17 protein-coding genes are annotated in these 17,220 nt (G+C 72.5%); 11 read left to right on the top strand and 6 right to left on the bottom strand.

The annotated features are described in order from the left end of the window. Position 1 precedes the first annotated feature (1 nt). From KBX43_RS14475 to KBX43_RS14440, 8 genes are all read left to right on the top strand, one after another. Positions 2 to 1,183 carry a lipid-transfer protein gene (locus KBX43_RS14475; protein WP_043324837.1) on the top strand — a complete coding sequence of 394 codons (1,182 nt, stop codon included), beginning with the start codon at positions 2 to 4 and terminating at the stop codon, positions 1,181 to 1,183. A 128-nt stretch (positions 1,184 to 1,311) separates the two neighbouring features. After that, entirely contained in the window at positions 1,312 to 2,889 is a 1,578-nt protein-coding gene (locus KBX43_RS14470; RefSeq protein ID WP_064446348.1) for an ABC transporter substrate-binding protein, read from the top strand. A 138-nt stretch (positions 2,890 to 3,027) separates the two neighbouring features. Continuing rightward, entirely contained in the window at positions 3,028 to 3,969 is a 942-nt protein-coding gene (locus KBX43_RS14465) for an ABC transporter permease (RefSeq protein ID WP_043324835.1), read from the top strand. Then, on the top strand, positions 3,966 to 4,904 hold the full coding sequence (locus KBX43_RS14460) for an ABC transporter permease (RefSeq protein WP_043324834.1): 939 nt from the start codon (positions 3,966 to 3,968) through the stop codon (positions 4,902 to 4,904). The genes KBX43_RS14465 and KBX43_RS14460 overlap by 4 nt, the downstream gene beginning before the upstream one ends. A 26-nt stretch (positions 4,905 to 4,930) precedes the next feature. Beyond that, the gene (locus tag KBX43_RS14455; protein WP_064446347.1) at positions 4,931 to 5,989 is read left to right on the top strand and encodes an ABC transporter ATP-binding protein; all 1,059 of its coding nucleotides are present in this window, start codon (positions 4,931 to 4,933) and stop codon (positions 5,987 to 5,989) included. After that, positions 5,989 to 6,822 (top strand): ATP-binding cassette domain-containing protein, encoded by an 834-nt coding sequence (locus KBX43_RS14450; protein ID WP_210884781.1) that lies wholly within the window; start codon positions 5,989 to 5,991, stop codon positions 6,820 to 6,822. Before KBX43_RS14455 ends, KBX43_RS14450 begins: the two co-directional genes overlap by 1 nt. A gap of 3 nt (positions 6,823 to 6,825) precedes the next feature. Further along, positions 6,826 to 8,295, top strand: a complete 1,470-nt coding sequence (locus KBX43_RS14445) for an MmgE/PrpD family protein (RefSeq protein ID WP_210884778.1) — start codon at positions 6,826 to 6,828, stop codon at positions 8,293 to 8,295. After that, positions 8,292 to 8,816 (top strand): nitroreductase/quinone reductase family protein, encoded by a 525-nt coding sequence (locus KBX43_RS14440; protein ID WP_051611044.1) that lies wholly within the window; start codon positions 8,292 to 8,294, stop codon positions 8,814 to 8,816. Before KBX43_RS14445 ends, KBX43_RS14440 begins: the two co-directional genes overlap by 4 nt. 5 nt (positions 8,817 to 8,821) lie before the next feature. Here KBX43_RS14440 and KBX43_RS14435 read toward each other — a convergent pair whose 3' ends face one another. After that, the gene (locus tag KBX43_RS14435) at positions 8,822 to 9,775 is read right to left on the bottom strand and encodes a zinc-binding dehydrogenase (protein ID WP_210884776.1); all 954 of its coding nucleotides are present in this window, start codon (positions 9,773 to 9,775) and stop codon (positions 8,822 to 8,824) included. Between the two features lie 10 nt (positions 9,776 to 9,785). Continuing rightward, the gene (locus tag KBX43_RS14430; protein WP_166456556.1) at positions 9,786 to 11,039 is read right to left on the bottom strand and encodes a MaoC family dehydratase N-terminal domain-containing protein; all 1,254 of its coding nucleotides are present in this window, start codon (positions 11,037 to 11,039) and stop codon (positions 9,786 to 9,788) included. Between the two features lie 211 nt (positions 11,040 to 11,250). Here KBX43_RS14430 and KBX43_RS14425 point away from each other — a divergent pair, with 211 nt between their 5' ends. Together KBX43_RS14425 and KBX43_RS14420 are read left to right on the top strand one after the other, a co-directional pair. Next, complete coding sequence (locus KBX43_RS14425) at positions 11,251 to 11,991, top strand: hypothetical protein (protein WP_210884774.1); 741 nt, start codon at positions 11,251 to 11,253, stop codon at positions 11,989 to 11,991. Next, positions 11,988 to 12,797 carry an SDR family oxidoreductase gene (locus tag KBX43_RS14420; protein WP_210884772.1) on the top strand — a complete coding sequence of 270 codons (810 nt, stop codon included), beginning with the start codon at positions 11,988 to 11,990 and terminating at the stop codon, positions 12,795 to 12,797. Before KBX43_RS14425 ends, KBX43_RS14420 begins: the two co-directional genes overlap by 4 nt. Before the next feature lie 10 nt (positions 12,798 to 12,807). Here KBX43_RS14420 and KBX43_RS14415 read toward each other — a convergent pair whose 3' ends face one another. The 4 genes from KBX43_RS14415 to KBX43_RS14400 are packed head-to-tail and all read right to left on the bottom strand — an operon-like array spanning position 12,808 to position 16,222. Further along, complete coding sequence (locus KBX43_RS14415; protein ID WP_210884756.1) at positions 12,808 to 13,575, bottom strand: SDR family NAD(P)-dependent oxidoreductase; 768 nt, start codon at positions 13,573 to 13,575, stop codon at positions 12,808 to 12,810. Further along, complete coding sequence (locus tag KBX43_RS14410) at positions 13,568 to 14,161, bottom strand: nuclear transport factor 2 family protein (protein WP_210884754.1); 594 nt, start codon at positions 14,159 to 14,161, stop codon at positions 13,568 to 13,570. The genes KBX43_RS14415 and KBX43_RS14410 overlap by 8 nt, the downstream gene beginning before the upstream one ends. Next, positions 14,154 to 14,972 carry an SDR family NAD(P)-dependent oxidoreductase gene (locus KBX43_RS14405; protein WP_210884752.1) on the bottom strand — a complete coding sequence of 273 codons (819 nt, stop codon included), beginning with the start codon at positions 14,970 to 14,972 and terminating at the stop codon, positions 14,154 to 14,156. The genes KBX43_RS14410 and KBX43_RS14405 overlap by 8 nt, the downstream gene beginning before the upstream one ends. A 35-nt stretch (positions 14,973 to 15,007) precedes the next feature. After that, positions 15,008 to 16,222 carry an MFS transporter gene (locus tag KBX43_RS14400; protein ID WP_064446342.1) on the bottom strand — a complete coding sequence of 405 codons (1,215 nt, stop codon included), beginning with the start codon at positions 16,220 to 16,222 and terminating at the stop codon, positions 15,008 to 15,010. A gap of 139 nt (positions 16,223 to 16,361) precedes the next feature. Between KBX43_RS14400 and KBX43_RS14395 the strand changes: the two genes are divergently transcribed. Continuing rightward, positions 16,362 to 17,219 carry an SDR family oxidoreductase gene (locus tag KBX43_RS14395; RefSeq protein ID WP_307851525.1) on the top strand — a complete coding sequence of 286 codons (858 nt, stop codon included), beginning with the start codon at positions 16,362 to 16,364 and terminating at the stop codon, positions 17,217 to 17,219. The last annotated feature ends 1 nt before the right edge of the window (position 17,220 follow it).

Raw genomic sequence — 17,220 nt, 5'->3', positions numbered from 1 at the left:
CGTGACGTCCACCTTCCTGTCGGGTCGCACCGCTGTCGTCGGCATCGGCGCGACGGAGTTCTCGAAGAACTCCGGCCGCAGCGAGCTGCAGCTGGCCGTCGAGGCCGTCTCGGCCGCCCTGGCCGACGCGGGCCTCAGCCCAGCCGACGTCGACGGCATGACGACCTTCACCATGGAGACCAACCCGGAGAACATGGTCGCCCGCAGCCTGGGCATCCCCGAGCTGAAGTTCTTCTCCCGGATCCCCTACGGCGGCGGCGGCGCCTGCGCACCCGTCCAGCAGGCCGCCATGGCCGTCGCGAGCGGGATCGCCGACGTCGTCGTGGCGTACCGCGCCTTCAACGAGCGCTCCGGCGTCCGCTTCGGGCAGGGACCTCCGCCGGCGAAGACCCAGGCCACCTCGGACAACGAGTACCGCTCCTGGGTCAACCCGTACGGCCTGCTCACCCCGGCCCAGCACACCGCGATGTTCGCCCGCCGCTACATGCACACGTACGGCGCGACCAGCGAGGACTACGGCCGGGTGGCGGTGCTCGCCCGCAAGCACGCCGCGAACAACCCCAGGGCGTGGTTCTACGGCAAGCCGCTCACGCTCGAGGAGCACCAGGCCTCGCGCTGGATCGCCGAGCCGCTGCACCTGTTCGACTGCTGCCAGGAGACCGACGGCGGCCAGGCGATGGTCGTCGTCAGCGCCGAACGCGCCAAGGACCTGCCCGTCACCCCGGTCTACATCCGGGGCGCGGCCCAGGGCCTGGGACCGGACCAGTACCAGATGGTCAGCTACTACCGCGAGGACCTGACCCGGATCCCCGAGGTCGAGCTCTGCGCCCGGCAGTTGTGGGCCCAGTCGGGGCTCGGTCCCGCCGACATGGACGCGGCGATCCTCTACGACCACTTCACGCCGTACGTGCTCAACCAGCTCGAGGAGTACGGCTTCTGCGGTCGCGGTGAGGCCAAGGACTTCATCGCCGACGGCAACCTGGAGGTCACCGGCTCGCTGCCGACGAACACCCACGGCGGCCAGATCGGCGAGGCCTACCTGCACGGCACGAACGGTGTCGCGGAGGGCGTCCGCCTCGTCCGGGGCACCTCGACCAACCAGCCCGACGGCGTCCGCAACGTCCTGGTGACGGCGGGCGTCGGCGTTCCCACCAGTGCACTGATCCTCTCCGCGGAGGGCTGAGACGCCGGCCACCACCACAGCTCCGAAGGCCGTCAGCGACCCACGGATCCCACCCGGCAGCGGCCGGAAGGGACAACACCACCTCTGATCAGCCGGAACGACTCGGCTCGTGTTTAGGAAGGATGAGAATGGGCGTCACCATAACGGCCCGCAAACGTGTGGTCGCGTTGATCAGCATCGGGGCTCTCGCCCTGGCCGGCTGCAGCTCGCCGGACAACTCCGGCAGCGGCAGCAGCGCAGCGCAGGGCGAGATCGACACGTCGGCAGTGCTCAAGTTCGCGTCGGCGGGTCCGTTGCGCGACCTCGACCCGGCCCTGCAGACGAGCTACGGCGCGTGGGGCTACCTGTTCCTCGTCTGGGACCGGCTGACCATGCTGGACAAGGACGACAAGATCGTGCCGGGCCTGGCCAAGGAGTGGAACTTCGTCGAGGACGGCAGCGTCCTGGAACTCAAGCTCCGGGACGACGTGAAGTTCCACGACGGCACGCCGTTCGACGCCGAGGCCGTCAAGGTCAACATCGAGCGCGGCAAGACGCTCGAGGGCTCGACCCTCAAGAGCGACCTCGCCGACATCGAGTCGGTCGAGGTCGTCGACGCGACGACCGCGCGCCTCAAGCTGGTCAAGGGCAAGGGCGTCCAGCTGCCCGCGTCCTTCACCGGCACGGCCGGCATGATGGTCAGCCCGAAGGCGATCAAGGACGGCGCCGACATCAAGAACAATCCCGGCACCGCCGGGTCCGGCCCGTACATCGCCACCCAGCTCGTCCCCCAGGAGAAGCTCGTCCTCAAGCGGGCCGACAACTACTGGGACCCGAACGTCGGCCGTCTCGGCGGCATCGAGCTGCAGCGGGTGCCCGACGCCGCCGCCCGCCTCAACGGCCTGCAGAGCGGCCAGGTCGACCTGGCCCCGCTCAGCTCGGCCGGCGAGATCGCCACGGTGGAGAAGATCGTCACCCCGGGCAGCGGTCTCCAGCAGCACCAGGTGAAGTTCAAGAACGTCGTCGGCATCTACCTGCGCGCCAACAAGGGCGACCTCGTCAAGCCGGAGGTCCGCCAGGCGATCGCCCACGCGGTCGACCCGGAGGCGATCAGCGCGCTCTTCAGCGGCTACTGCACGCCGACCCGCCAGGTCGTGCCGGAGACGGACCCGAGCCGCATCCCGAGCTACACCTACCCGTACGAGTTCAGCGTGGACAAGGCCAAGGCCCTCGTGCAGCAGGCCGGCGGCGCCAAGGTGTCGGTCACCTTCGCCGCGGGCACGAACGCCGAGCAGCCGGCAAACGTCGTGCAGGCGTCCCTGCGGGCCGCCGGCGTCGACGCGACGCTCAACCCCGTGCCCAACACCGAGAACGAGCCGCGCTTCATCGCCGGCGACTTCGAGCTGATGGTCGGCACGTCGTGGAGCCCGAAGGCCGACCCGGCGGCGACGGTGAACACCTACATGCTGAACACGTACAAGCTCGCCGCGGACCCCTCGCTCATCGCGGGCAAGGCGGCCGAGGCCGCCAACCCCACGCTGCCGATGGACAAGCGGGCCCCGCTGTACCAGGACATCTGGAAGACGACGCTCGAGCAGGCCTGGTTCGTGCCGCTGTGCAACCAGACCAACGCGAACGTCTCGAAGGCGAACATCGTCGGCACCGACAACATCCCGATGTCGAACATCGGCATCTGGGACCTGCGCCACATCGCCGTCAAGAAGTAACCGGTCGCTCCTGACCACCGGTGGCGTCGCCGCCGGACCACCCGCTGCGGCGGGGGCCGGCGGCGACACCACCGGCCTTGCCGGCACCAGGCCGTGCGAGGCGCAGTCCCAGGCACACGCTCAGAGTCGAGGTAGGACATGATCCGCTACGCCAGCAGGCGCTTGCTCGCGGCAATACCCCTGCTGTTCGTCGTCCCGCTGCTCGTCTTCGCCCTGATCGAACTCGCTCCGGGCGACCCGGCCGTCGTCCTGGCCGGCGACGAGCCGACCCCGGAACGTGTCGAGGCGATCCGCGAGGAACTCAACCTCAACGCTCCGGTCCTGGTGCGCTACGCCATGTGGGTCGGCGACGTCCTGCGCGGCGACCTCGGCACGTCCTTCCTGTCCGATCAGACAGTCATCGAGCTGCTGACGCGGCGAATGGCCACGACGATGTCGCTGGTGCTCGTCGCGATGATCTTCGCCGTCGTGCTCGGGGCCACCCTCGCCCTCGTGGCCACGCTGCGCTCCGGTGGCATCGTCGACCGGTTCGTCAACGGGCTCGCCTCGATCGCGATCGCCATCCCGGGCTTCTGGTTCGGCCTCGTGCTCGCCTCGGTCTTCGCGGTGGGCCTGCAGATGTTTCCGGCGTTCGGCTACCAGCCGCTGGCCGACGGCTTCTGGCCGTGGCTGTCGCACCTCGTCCTGCCGGGCATCGCCCTCGGCCTGCTACCCGCGGCCGAGGTGACCCTGCAACTCCGCTCGGCGCTCGGGCAGGTCATGAAGTCCGACTACGTCCTCAACGCCGAGGCCAAGGGACTGTCGCGATCCAGCGTGGTGTTCAAGCACTCCCTGAAGAACGCATGCATCCCCGTCGTCACCGTCCTCGGCTTCCGCGTCGCGGAGGTCCTCGCCGGGTCGGTGACCATCGAGATGATCTACAACATGCCGGGCCTCGGTCGTACCGCGATCGAGGCGGTGCAGGGCCGTGACATCCCGGTGCTGCTCGGCTTCGTCCTGTTCAGCACGACTGTCGTCGTGCTCGTCAACCTCATCGTCGACATCTCCTACGGCTACTTCAACCCGAAGGTGCGGTCATGAGCGCCAACCAGACCCCCTCGGCTCCGGCGCCGGGGAACGACTCGGGCCTAGCCGAGGTGCCGGCGGCGGCCATCGGCACGGGCGAACCGGAGCCGGTCGCCGCCCCCGGCATCCTCAAGAGCATCGTGCGCCGCCCCGCGACGATCGCGGCCGGCGTCTTCCTGCTCGTGCTGACCTTCATCGCGATCTTCGCCCCGGCCCTGGCACCGTACGACCCCGACGTGCAGAACCTGTTGCTGCGGCTCCGGCCGCCGAACGCCGAGCACTGGCTGGGGACCGACGACTACGGCCGGGACGTGCTGAGCCGGCTCATCTTCGGCGCGCGGGTCTCGCTGTGGGCGGCGCTGCAGGCCGCGGCCGTCGCGCTCGTCCTCGGTCTGCCGCTCGGCATGATCGCGGGCTACCGCGGCGGCTGGGTCGACGCGATCCTGACCCGCATCATGGACGCGCTGATGAGCGCCCCGTCGCTCGTGCTGGCCATCACCATCGTCGCGGTCCTCGGCGCCGGCATCACCAACGCGATGCTCGCCATCGGCCTGGTCATGGCCCCGCGCTTCTTCCGGGTGGCCCGCGCCGGCACGATGGACGTGCGGCACGAGACCTACATCGAGGCCTCGATCGCCCTGGGCTGCAGCACCCTGCGGATCGCGGTGCGGCACGTGCTGCCCAACGTGCTGCCGCCGATCATCCTCGTCATCTCGGTGTCGCTTGGTACCGCCGTCGCGGCCGAGGCGAGCCTGAGCTTCCTCGGGCTGGGCGTCCAGGCCCCCGCGGCCAGCTGGGGCTCGATGCTCTCGACCGCCTCGTCGAACATGCGCCTCGCGCCGTACCTCGTGTGGCCGCCCGGCGTGATGATCTTCCTCGCCGTCCTCGCCTTCACCTACGTCGGTGACGGCGTCCGTCGCGCCCTCGTGCGCACCCGCTCGGGCAACTGACCGTCCGGCAACCACCAGGAGCTGACATGGCACGTGAAACGGCGCCCGCCGGCACCAGGACCGACGCCACCGGCGGAACGGCGGACCTGCTGCGCGTGGAGAACCTGAGCGTCGAGTTCCCCTCGCCCTCGGGCGGCTGGCAGACGACCGTCCAGGACGTCTCGTTCTCGCTCAAGCCGGGCGGTTCGATGGCCCTGGTCGGCGAGTCCGGGTCGGGCAAGACGGTGACCTCCATCGCGGTGATGGGCCTGACCGGGGCGACCGGAGGACGGATCGCCTCGGGCCGGATCGTCTTCGACGGCGTGGATCTCACCGCGGGCACCCAGAAGCAGTGGCGGGACCTGCGCGGCCCGGGCATGGGCATGATCTTCCAGCAGCCGATCCGCAGCCTCAACCCGGCGTACACGGTTGGGGACCAGATCGCCGAGTCGGTGCGCAAGCACCTGGGCATGAACCGCAAGCAAGCCCGGGCCCGTGCCGTCGAGATGCTCGACATGGTGCAGATCCCGCGGGCGGCGCAGCGGATCGACGACTACCCGCACGCGTTCTCCGGCGGCATGTGCCAGCGCGTCATGATCGCGATGGTCATGGCGTGCAACCCGCGCCTGCTCATCGCCGACGAGCCGACGACGGCGCTCGACGTGACGGTGCAGGAACGGATCCTCGAACTGCTGCGCGACCTGCAGGAGCAGACCGGGGTGGCGCTGCTGTTCGTCAGCCACGACCTCGCGGTGGTGGCCGAGCTGTGCCGGGACGTCGTGGTCATGTACGCCGGCGAGGTGGCCGAGAACGCGCCCTCGGAGCAGTTGTTCTTCCACCCGCGGCACCCCTACACGTCCGGCCTGATCGGCTCGATCCCGAAGCCGGGCCTGAGCACCGACCGGCGGTTGCGCGCGATCCCCGGTGGCATCCCGGCGCCGGGCGCCTGGCCGCACGGGTGCCGGTTCAGCAGCCGGTGCGAGTTCGCCGTGCCGGGCCGGTGCGACGTGGCCCACCCCGGCCTGGTCCGTCTCGACGGCGCCGCCGAGCACCATGCGCGGTGCGTGCGGGCCGCGGAGCTCTCTCTGGATGGAGTGACGGTCTGATGAGCCTGCTCGAAGTCGAGAACCTCACGAAGTCGTTCAGCGCCGGCCGGGACTGGCTAGGCCGGCGTACGAAATGGTTGGACGCGGTCAAGGGGGTGAGCTTCACCCTGGAGCGCGGAGAGTGCCTCGCCGTCGTCGGCGAGTCCGGCGCGGGCAAGTCGACGGTCGGGCGCATGGTGCTGCGCCTCATCGAGCCGGACTCCGGCTCGGTGACCTTCGACGGGATCGACGTACTGGCCACGAAGCCGAAGCAACTGCGCGCGCTGCGCCAGCGGATGCAGATGATCTTCCAGGATCCGTACAGCTCGCTCGACCCGCGGATGACGATCAGGGACGCGGTCGCCGAACCTCTCCTCGTGCACACCGACAAGGACCGGGCCACGCGGGAGAAGGAAGCCGTCGAGCTGCTCGACAAGGTCGGCATCGGCTCGCGCTACCTGGAGCGGTACCCGGCCGAGCTGTCCGGCGGGCAGTTGCAGCGGGTCGCGATCGCCCGGGCGCTGACGATGAAGCCGAGCCTCATCGTGTGCGACGAGCCGGTCGCGGCGCTCGACGTGTCGGTCCGGGCGCAGGTGCTCAACCTGCTCCGGGACCTGCAGGAGGAGCTGGGTCTGGCGTACCTGTTCGTCTGTCACGACCTGGCCCTCGTCGAGGTCATCGCCGACCGGGTCATGGTGATGGCCGCAGGTGAGGTGGTGGAGACGGACACCACGGACCAGATCTTCGCCAACCCGCGGCAGGAGTATACGAAGAAGCTGCTCGCGGCGATCCCCGTGCCGCTGCCGCGCGACGCGCAGGGCAACCGGCTCGTCGCGCCCGGAAGGGTGGGCTGAACGGTGACCGGAACGACGGAACCGACCCGGACGCAGCTGCTGGCGCGGTTCGCGACCACGCGCGACGAGGAGATCCCCGAGTCGGTACGCGACTACGGCAAGCTCGTCCTGCTCGACTCGCTCGTCTGCGGGCTGGCGGCGGTGCGGTTGCGGCGCAGCCGCATGGTCCAGCGGGTCGCCGCCCGGTTCGGCGGCCCGGCCGAGGCGACGGTGTTCGGGCTGGAGCAGCGGGTCGCGGCGATCAACGCCGCGCACGCCAACGCGGACATGATGAACGCGCTGGACGCCGACGACACGTTCTTCAACTCGGCGCACTTCGCGGTTTTCGGCGTCGCGGCCGGTCTGGCGGAGGCCGAGCGGCTGCACGCCGACGGGGCGAGCCTGCTGCGCGCGAGCATCATCGCGTTCGAGATCAACGCGCGGCTGAACCTGTCGACCTCGCTCATGGCCTTCGAGGACGGCCAGTTCCGCTGGTCGCCGCTGTCGTCGCACGGGTACGCCTCGATGGGCGCGGCCGCGGCGTGCGCTGTCGTCGGCGGCTGGGAGCCGGAGCGGCTGACCCACGCGCTCGGCCTGGTCGCCTGGCTGGCCCCGCCGGCGAAGAACTCCTACATGGCCGAGCGGCGCTCGTTCAACGCGTTCAAGTACGGCCCGTACGGCGCGATCGCGCACGCCGGGATGCTCGGCGCGGCGCTGGCCGAGGAGGGCTACACCGGCGACCTGGACGTGCTGGACCGCACCCCGGGCTTCATCGAGGCGATGGGCTTCCTCGGCGGCGAGCGGCACGAGATGGTCGCCGGCCTGGGGTCGAAGTGGTGGATCACCGAGACGTCGCTCAAGCCGTACCCGACGTGCCGTTTCACCCACGCGGCGCTCGACGCGATCCGCGCGTTCCCGGGCACCCACGGGGTGCCGGTGTCGCAGATCGAGTCCATGGAGATCCGGCTGAGCCCGGCGGCCTACCGGACGTTGCAGTTCCGGGAGCCGGCCCCGCAGATCCCGGACACCGCCGTCGCGCCGCTGGACGGCGCCTTCAACATGCCGTACGCCGCGGCGCTGGCGTTGCTCGGGCACGCACCGGGACCGCAGTGGTACGACCCCGAGCGGCTGGCCGACCCGGCGGTGTGGGACCTGGCGCGCCGGATCACGACGGCGCCCGACCCGGTGCTCGACGCGGAGTGGGAGGCCGACCTCAGGGAACACCCGGGCGGCCAGATCCGCCGGACGCGGGGCGCGCTGACGATCCGGGCCGGCGGCCGGGAGTACGTGGTCGAGTCGGACTTCGCCCAGGGCGACCCGTGGGACGACACGACGCGGGCGGACTGGGACTTCGTGACCGGCAAGCTGGCCTCGTTCTGCGACGGGATCCTCGACGCGGACACGCAGGAGCGGCTCGTCGAGGTGGTCCGGGGCATCGACGACGTCGCCGACGTCGCCGAGACGCTGTCGCCGCTGCTGGCGCGTGCGCGGTGAGCCGACGGATCGGCGCGGAGACGAGGTCGTTCGCCTCGTACGGCCGGTCGTGGCTGATCGTCATCCGCGGGCCGCGCGGGATGGCGTTCGACCGGTTCCTCGTGCGACGGACCGGGTTCTCGCTCGTGTCGTTGCAGTACGCGCTGGCGGGCAGGTTCCCGTACCACCCGACGCTGCTGCTGACGACTGTGGGCCGTCGCTCCGGGGAACTGCGCGACGCGGCGCTGCCCTACGTGCCGTACGGGAAGGATCTGGTGGTCGTCGGCTCCAAGGGCGGCGGCCCCAAGGACCCCGCCTGGGTGGTCAACGCGCGTCACCACGAACTGTGCTGGATCGTCCTGCGGCGCAGGACGGTCCCGGTGCGGGCGCGGGTGACCGACGGCGAGCGCGACCCGGAGCTGTTCGCGCACGTCGTGGCGCGCAAGCCGAACGTGGGACGCTACGCCGAACGGGCCGCCGGCTTCGGGCGGCAGATCCCGCTCGTCGTCCTGACCGCCGTCTCGGGGGAGCCGCTCGCCTGAGCGGCTCAGCCGGTGGTGAGGACGATCCGCCCGACGAACTCGGACGCCTCCAGCCGGTCGTGCGCGACAGTGGCCTGCTCGAGCGGGTACGTCGCGGCGATCGCGGGGGCGGCGGTCACGGCCGAGAGGGTGAGCGCCTCGCGTAGCTGGCAGGCCACCGCCTCGGGCCCGGGCCGGCCGATGCCGCGCAGCGTCCAGCCCTTGACCATGAGGCGACCCAGGTGCAGGTGGGCGTGGCTGTCGGCGGTGACGCCGCAGGTGACCAGCCGGCCGCCGGGGGCGAGGACCTTGAGCACGTCGGACCAGAGGGTGCCGCCGACCGACTCGACGATGACGTCCACCTCGCCGCCGGGCAGCGCGGCGCGCAGGGACTCGACGACGTCGGGGCGGTAGTGGTCCACGACGTCGAGCGCGCCGAGAGCGCGTACCGCGTCGGCCTTCGCCGGGGCGCTGGTGCCGAAGACGCGCGCGCCCAGGTGGTGGGCGTACTGGACGGCGAAGGTGCCGACCGCGCCCGCGGCGGCGACGACGAGGACCCGGTCGCCGGGGCGTACGCCGGCGAGGTTGACGACCGCGTCGTAGGCGGTGCGTCCGGCGGTGGGCACCGCCGCGGCGTGGACGGCGTCGAGCGCGGCCGGTCGCGGGAAGCAGTGCGTGGCCGGGACGACGGCGTACTCCGCGTGGGCGCCGGTGGTCAGCCCGACGACCGCGTCGCCGGCGGTGAAGCCGGTGACGCCCGGACCGGTCCGCACGACGGTGCCGGCGACGTCCCGGCCGAGGATGGTCGGGCCGGTGACCGCCATCCCGTGGGTGCCGCGACGGATGTAGGTGTCGACCCGGTCCAGGCTTGCCGCCTGGACCCGCACGAGCACGTGACCGGGGCCGGGCGCCGGGGCGTCGAGTTGGCCGAGGCGCAGGCTGTCGGGGGAGCCGGAGTCGACGACGTAGCTGGCGAGCACGCGATTCCTCTCAGGGCAGGGCGATGGTGGCGGAGGCGATGACGTGGTCGCCGAGGCTGTTGGTGCCGCGGACGTCGACGGTGACGTGCGTTCCCCCGTCCGCCGGCTGCAGGCCGGTGACGACGCCGTCGAGCGTGCAGGTGTCGCCGGGGTGGTTCTGCGCGGCGAGGCGGGTGCGGAAGTCGACGACGCGAGCCTCCGGTCCGGCCCAGTCGGTGAGGTAGCAGTTGACCAGCGCGCTGGAGCCGAGGATGTTCATGTAGACGTCGCGGGCGCCTCGTTCGAGGGCGGCGTCGCGGTCGAGGTGCACGTCGTTGAAGTCGAAGGTCGCGGTCGCCAGCGCCGCGATGGACAGCTGGGTGACCGGGATCGGCCAGGGCGCGAGGCGTTGCCCGATGCTCACCTCGGCCCCGGTGCGGGTGCTCGTGCGGCGTTGCGGCCGGGGGGCGGTGAGCACCGGCAGGATCGCCCCGTCGCGGGTGCGCCGATGCGCCACGACGACCGGCATGCCGTCGTGCACGAGGTCGGGGCGCAGGTACGCGACGTCTCCGGTGAAGCGGGTCCCGTCGGCGAGGTCGGCGCTACCGACGAGGTAGGGGCGCTCGTCGAGGGGGGCGGCGGCGTAGCCGGGTTGCAGGTGCGCGGTCAGGGTGCCGGTGGTGCCGGCCGGCGGCAGGTCGACCGGGGCGGCGGCCGGGCGTACCGGGCGGGCGAGGCGGTCCCCTGACCTCGCCGGGCCCTCGGTCCGGGTCGCCGGGTTCCAGCGGAGCATCCGCAGGACGACGCGCCCGACCGGCTCGCCCTCGACGGTGCGGTAGTCGCTGACGAGGTCGACGAAGTGGCCCCGGCCGAGCCGGGTGGACTTCTCGGGGGAGACCGCGCCGATGGAGGGGAACTGCTCCAGGTGGTCGCCGGGGCGCAGCGGGCGTACGTAGGTGTGCTCCGTCTGCACCGCGGCCACCGAGGTGAACCCGCGCGTGGCGAGGACCTCGTTGACCCGGTCGAGGCTCTCGGCGTGGCGGTGAGCGCGCCTGTTGCCCGGCAGGGTCCACATGTTCAGCGAGGTCGCCGGGGCCACGATGCCGCCCCAGACGGAGCGGGCGGCCCACCGGGGGTCCTGGTACGCGGGGTTCTCGTCGCCGACGGCGTCGCACCAGACGCGGATGGCCGCTTCGGTGATCGCGTCCTTGGCCCGGCGGGGCGGGTCGGTGAGGCCGATCAGAGCGTCGAGTCGGGCGCGGAAATCCGCGTCACTGCCGGTCATGGGGCTCCTCTTGCGGACAACGGTGTCAACCAAGCGCTTGCTTGACCATATGACCGGCGCTGCCCTAGGGTCAAGGCTCGAAACACCGGCCGCGCCCCGGCGGCGACACCGGACCGATCGTGCGTCACCAGCGCCCCGACCCGCGAAGAGGGCCGAGATGCTCCCCAGCACCCCAGCGACAGCCACCCGAGCCTTCTTCTCGTTTCCGAAGGTGACCGACCCCGCCCGCCATCGCGACTACAACGCCTGGCATCAGCTCGACCACCGCCCCGAGAACCTCGCCCTGCCCGGCGTCGTGCACGGCGACCGCTGGGTGCGTACGCCCGCGTGCGAGCGGCTCGGCAGCTACCCCGATCCCGCCCTCGCCGGCAGCCAGTACATGGCGATGTACTGGTTCGCCGAGCCGGCCGCGGACGCGGTCGCCGAGTGGACGGACCTCGGCGACCGGGCGATCCACCAGGGCCGGCGTCCGGAGCTGGCCTGGACCGAACGGCCGATGACCCGGATGTTCCGGCCCGTCCAGGGCCACGTCGCCCCCCGGGCCCTGGTCACCCTCGCCGCGCTGCCGTTCCGGCCCCACCGCGGGGTGTACGTCGAGGTGAGCCGGGTCGAGACGTCCCAGTGCCCGGACGTGGCCGACCTGTCCCGGTTCGAGCACGAGACGCAGGTGCCCGACCTGCTCGCGCGCGACGGCGTCGCGGGCGTGTGGACCTTCCGCAGCGCCCCGAGCCGCAGCCGCCCCGACGGACCCGTCGTGCGGATCCGGCTCACCTACCTCGAAGCCGACCCGGTCGAGTTCGCGCGGGCCCTGGCCGCGGACCCGCCGGCGACCCCGCCCACGGCGCTCGCCGGCACGGCCACCCCGCTGTTCACCGGGCCCCTGGCCACCATCACACCCTGGGAGTGGGACTGGTTCGACGAGCCCGCCACGGCGACGGACCGCGTGGCATGAGCGAGGCCACCGCCGGACTGTTCGAGCGCTACGGGCCCTGGGCCCTGGTCGTCGGCGGTTCCGAGGGGGTCGGCGCCGCGTTCGCCGAGGAGCTGGCCCGGGCCGGCCTGGGCATCGTGCTCGTCGCCCGCAAGCCCGCGCCGCTCGGGGAGACCGCCGACCGGGTCCGGGCGCACGGGGTCCCGTGCCGCGTGCTCGCCCTGGACCTGCTCGACGCGGACGCGACCGCCCGGATCGTCGAGGCCGTCGCCGACCTCGACCTCGGCCTGCTCGTCCTCAACGCGGGCGCGAACACCTACCGCAGCCGCTTCGTCGAGGCGAACCTCGCCCGGATCCAGGCCGTCATCGATCTCAACGTCACCCGCCCGCTCGAACTCTGCCGGGAGCTCGGCGCCCGGCTCGCCGCACGCGGCCGCGGCGGCATCCTCGTCGTCGGCTCCTCGGCCGGCTACCTCGGCCACGCCGACATCGGCGTCTACGCCGCCGCCAAGGCCTTCACCCGGATCTTCACCGAGGGCCTCTGGCTCGAGCTGCGGCAGGTCGGTGTCGACGTGCTGCACCTGGTGCTCGGGCTCACTGCCACCCCCGCCATGGCGCGCGCCGGCCTCGACCTGACCGGCGCGGCCGACCCGGCCGACGTCGCCGCCGAGGGGCTGGCGGCCCTGGGCGCCGGCCCGGTGCACGTGGTGCGCCAGCAGGCCGAGGTCGCCGCGCGGCGCTCCGGCCCGGACCGGGCCGCCCTCGTCGCCGGCAACCACGGCGGGATGCGGGCGATGCTCGGCGGCCCGGGCACCGACCCGAGCTGACCGGCCGCGTTCACTGCGTGACGGTCCACCCGCCGTCGACGACGAGCACCGCCCCGTTGACGTACGAGGCCAGCGGCGAGAGCAGGAAGAGGATCGGCCAGGCGATCTCGTCCGGTGTGGCCATCCGGTGGCTCGGCACCCGGGCCAGCACGGACTGCCCCGTCGGAGACCCGGCGAAGCCCCGCAACCTCGGGGTGTCCACCATGCCGGGTGCGACCGCGTTGGCCCGTACGACGTCGGCCCGGTGCGCGGCCAGGTGCCGGGTGTAGCCGACGATCGCTGCCTTCGCCGCGCTGTACCAGTCGGAGGCGGTGCCCACGACGGTGCCGGCGACCGAGGCGGTGTTCACGAGGGTCGCCCCGGGCGGGGCCTGGTCGAGCCAGGCCCGGGTCACCGACCGTACGCTGCCGACACACAGCCGTACGGCGTGGTCGAAGTCGAGTTCGGTTGCCGAGGACGGGCCGGCGTTGTTGACCAGGTGGCGCACCGGCCCGTACGCCGAGCAAGTCGCGGCGAGGGCCGCGCGCACGGCCGCCTCGTCGGCGACGTCGACCACGTGCGGGTCGACCACCCCGCCCGCCGCGCGGACGGCGGCGCTCACCGTCGTGAGTGCGGCGGCGTCGAGGTCCCAGGCGGACACCACGAGTCCCTGGGCGGCGGCTGCTGCCGCGGTCGCCGCGCCGATCCCGCTGCCGGCCCCGGTCACGACGACGACGTCGCCCGTACGGAAGCCGAGCCGCGGCGCGTCGGCGCCGACCCCCGGCCGCGGGTCACCCACAGGGGCGCCCGGGCTCGCCGGCCGGGTCCGGCCCGGCCTCCGCGGCCGGGCCGTCGGGCGGCCACGGGCTGCTGATCGGGTCGGAGGCGTCGCGGGCTCCCCGCAGTGCCGCCTCGGGGATCGGCCACTGGCCGGCGAGGTCGTCGACCCGCTGCCACTCGGAGACGGTGCGGCGTTCCTGCACGCGCCACTCGCCCGCGCGCCGGGTGACCAGGTCGACGTAGCGGAACCCGCTGATGATGTTGCCGCGGGGCGGTTCGGACGTGCTGCGCTGCAACGCGATGCCGTACGTCTCGGCCCGGGCGCGGTCCGGGTCGGCCGGGTCGAGTTCGACCAGGATGTTCGTCAGGTAGTGCATCGTCATGGTGCGCCGCGCCACGAGCGCGAAGACCGTGTCCAGCATCGTGTCCCGGTCGGCGGTGGTCCCGCCGAGGGTGATCCGGGCGTCCCGGTGGAAGGCGCTCGCGGCCAGGTCCCGGTCCATCCGGTCGATCCCGCGTGCATAGCGCAGCAGGGCCCGTTCGACGGCCCGCTCGGCGAGCAGCGCGTCCAGCTCGACCGGGAGGGACCGCGACGGTTCAGACACCGAAGCCTCCGTCGACGTCGAGCTTCTGCCCGGAGATGAAGCCGGCCCGGTCGCTGGCCAGGAAGCAGGCGGCCTCGGCGATGTCGAGGGCGCTGCCGAACCGCCGCAGTGGAGTCGAGGACCGGGCGACGGCCAGGGCGCGCTCGTCGAGGTCACCGGAGGAGATCAGCCGCTCGGCCATGCCGTCGGTGAGCATGCCCGGCCCGACGCAGTTGAACCGGATGCCGAAGCGGCCCTCCTCGTTGGCGAAGGCCCGTACGAGCGCCTCGACCGCCGCCTTCGGCGCGGCGGACAGGCCGTCCCGGGCGGGATAGCGCGTCGTCGCCGCGGTCGTGATCGCCACGACGTTGCCACGGCTCTGCCGCAGGGCCGGGAGACAGGCCGAGACCAGCGTGAAGAAGGCGGTCGTGTCGTTTGCGACCTGCGTGGCGAACTGCTCGGGACGCACTGTGGACAGGTGCCGCATGGGCACGTGCGGCCCGGCCGCGTGCACGACCGTGTGCAGCGGTCCGCGTCCGGTGAGCTGCGCCACGAGCGCGGCGGTGGCCTCGGCGTCGGTGAGATCGAGGTGGTGCGCCGAGTGCGTGCCGGACGCGACGGGCGGCAGTTCGTCGAGCACCTGCCGGGCGGCGTCGGCGTCGCTGCGGTAGGTGATCGCCACCGCCGACCCTCGGCGCGCCAGCTCGCGGGCGATGACCCGGCCGAGGCCGCCGGTGCCGCCGGTGACGAGCGCGACGCCGGCGCGGTGGACGAAGTCGGCGGGCACGGGCAGTGCCGCCGTGGGCGCGGTCGGGGAGGACTGGTCGGTCACGACAACTCCTGAGGAGGTGGGAGGGCCGGGGGAGGTCAGGTCGCGGGGAGGGGGTCGGCGCGTCCGCGACGCAACCACAGGAGCACGGTGGCGGCCGTGGCCAGGCATGCGGCGGCGTACAGCAGGAACGCGGTCGTGGAGCCGAGCCACGTGCTCAGCCCGCCGAGCAGGAGGGCGCCGAACGGCATGCCACCCCAGCCGAGGAAGTAGAGGCTCATCACCCGGCCGCGCTGCGCGTCGTCGACGACCTTCTGGACCACCGTCTGCAGGGTCACCATGGCGCCGATGCTGAACGTGCCGCACAGCAGCGCGGCCGCCGCGAGCACGGGCACCGTCGTGGCGGCGCCGAGCAGGGCGTTGCTCAGGCCGAGCAGAACGAGGGTGACAGCGGCGTGCCACACGGTGGCGATGCGCTCGGAGAGGCGGGCCACGACGAGGATGCCGAGGAGCGAGCCCAGCCCGGTCAGCGCCACGAGCACGGGGAAGACCGGGTCCGGGTTGTCAGTGGTCGCGGCCGCCCGGACGGGGAGCTGGGTGGTGAAGGCGCACCCGAAGAACGCGTTCACCGCGACGATGACGAGGCAGAGCGCGGCCGGGGGACGCTCGCGGGCGTGCCGGATCCCGGCGCGTACCTGGGTGGTCAGGCTCTCCCGGGCCACCCGGACGGCCGGCGGGATGCGCCGGGTGCGGACCGCTACCGCGGCGGCGGCCGCGGCGAGAGTGAGCGTCGCGTACATCACGAACGTGCCCAGCGGTCCCCAGGCCACGAGGATCAGCCCGGCGACCGCGGGGCCGATCGAGCGGGCGAGGTTGAGCCCGGCCGCCTGGATCGGGACGGCATGGCCGAGCGCCTCGGCCGGGACGGTGTTTGCCACGAGGGCCTGGGTCACGGGGGACAGGAAGCTGATTCCGGTGCCGGCGAGGAAGGCGAGCCCGAGCATCACGGGCAGGGCGACGATGCTGGCCGCGATCGTCGCCGCGCAGACCCCGGCCAGGACGGTGGTCGCCAGGAGCACGCCGATCTGCAGCCGCCGCCGGTCGACCGCGTCGGCCAGCACCCCGGCCGGGATGGAGAAGAGCGTGAACGGCACGAGCAGACAGAAGAAGAGCGCCCCCATCGTCGCCGGGGTGGCGTCGCTCTCGATCAGCACCGACTGGAAGGCGATGTTGCAGCCCCAGTAGCCGGCCTGGGACAACACCAGGGTCAGGAGTACGAAGCGGAAGTCTCGGAATTGCAGGGCCGAGAACATTTTCACGTCTTTCGCCATCCTTCTGTCGTTTCCGGGACCCTACCAAGCGCTTGCTTGCATAGCTAGTGCCGGGTGTGGTTTTCTTCCCGTACCTCGAGTGAAAGGGCGTGCCGTGAGCGGCTTCTGCGCAGGACGAACGGTGATCGTGACCGGTGCCGGACAGGGGCTGGGCCGGGTCCACGCCCTCGAATTCGCCCGGCAGGGCGCGAACGTCGTCGTCAACGACATCGACAGCAGCCGGGCGGCGGCCCAGGCCGTCGTCGACGAGATCCGCGCGCTGGGCGGTCGCGCGGTCGTCAGCACCGGCGACGTCAGCGACTGGGCCTACGGTGAGCGTCTCGTGCGCGAGACGGTCGAGACCTTCGGCGGGCTGCACACCCTCGTCAACAACGCCGGCATCAACCGCGACCGGATGCTTGTCAACATGAGCGAGCAGGAGTGGGACCTGGTTCTGCGGGTCGACCTCAAGGGACACTTCGTCCCGATGCGCCACGCCGCCGCCTACTGGCGGGACGAGGCCAAGGCCGGCCGCCCGGTCGCCGCGCGCGTGGTCAACACGTCCTCCGGCGCGGGGCTCATGGGCAGCGTCGGACAGGGCAACTACGGCGCCGCCAAGGCCGGGATCGCCGCGCTGACCCAGATCGCGGCCGCCGAGTGGGCCCGGTACGGCATCGTCGTCAACGCGATCGCCCCCTCGGCCCGTACCCCGATGACCGAGGCCGTCTTCGCCGAGGCGATGGCCGCCCCCGCGACGGGCTTCGACGCGATGGACCCGGCAAACGTCTCCCCGCTCGTGGTCTGGCTCGGCTCCGACGCCGCGCGGGCCGTCACCGGCGCCGTCTTCGAGGTCGCCGGCGGCGAGGTCTCGCTCGCCGACGGCTGGCGCCACGGGCCGGCCGCCGACAAGGGCGGCCGATGGGAACCGGAGGAGCTCACCGACGTGGTCGCCGACCTCATCGTCCGCTCCGAGCCGCCGACCCCCGTCTACGGTGCCTGAC

This window comes from Micromonospora sp. C41, assembly GCF_018070485.1.
Classification (GTDB): Bacteria; Actinomycetota; Actinomycetes; order Mycobacteriales; family Micromonosporaceae; genus Micromonospora; species Micromonospora chalcea.
The sequence above is the reverse complement of the archived record's forward strand: the minus strand, read 5'-3'. Positions and strand labels throughout refer to the sequence as shown.

Bases quoted from the DNA above. Each gene is read 5' to 3' on its own strand.
- KBX43_RS14450 (WP_210884781.1), top strand. From the start codon at position 5,989: ATGAGCCTGCTCGAAGTCGAGAACCTCACGAAGTCGTTCAGCGCCGGC.
- KBX43_RS14455 (WP_064446347.1), top strand. From the start codon at position 4,931: ATGGCACGTGAAACGGCGCCCGCCGGCACCAGGACCGACGCCACCGGC.
- KBX43_RS14420 (WP_210884772.1), top strand. From the start codon at position 11,988: ATGAGCGAGGCCACCGCCGGACTGTTCGAGCGCTACGGGCCCTGGGCC.
- KBX43_RS14460 (WP_043324834.1), top strand. From the start codon at position 3,966: ATGAGCGCCAACCAGACCCCCTCGGCTCCGGCGCCGGGGAACGACTCG.
- KBX43_RS14465 (WP_043324835.1), top strand. From the start codon at position 3,028: ATGATCCGCTACGCCAGCAGGCGCTTGCTCGCGGCAATACCCCTGCTG.
- KBX43_RS14430 (WP_166456556.1), bottom strand. From the start codon at position 11,039: ATGACCGGCAGTGACGCGGATTTCCGCGCCCGACTCGACGCTCTGATC.
- KBX43_RS14470 (WP_064446348.1), top strand. From the start codon at position 1,312: ATGGGCGTCACCATAACGGCCCGCAAACGTGTGGTCGCGTTGATCAGC.
- KBX43_RS14400 (WP_064446342.1), bottom strand. From the start codon at position 16,222: ATGTTCTCGGCCCTGCAATTCCGAGACTTCCGCTTCGTACTCCTGACC.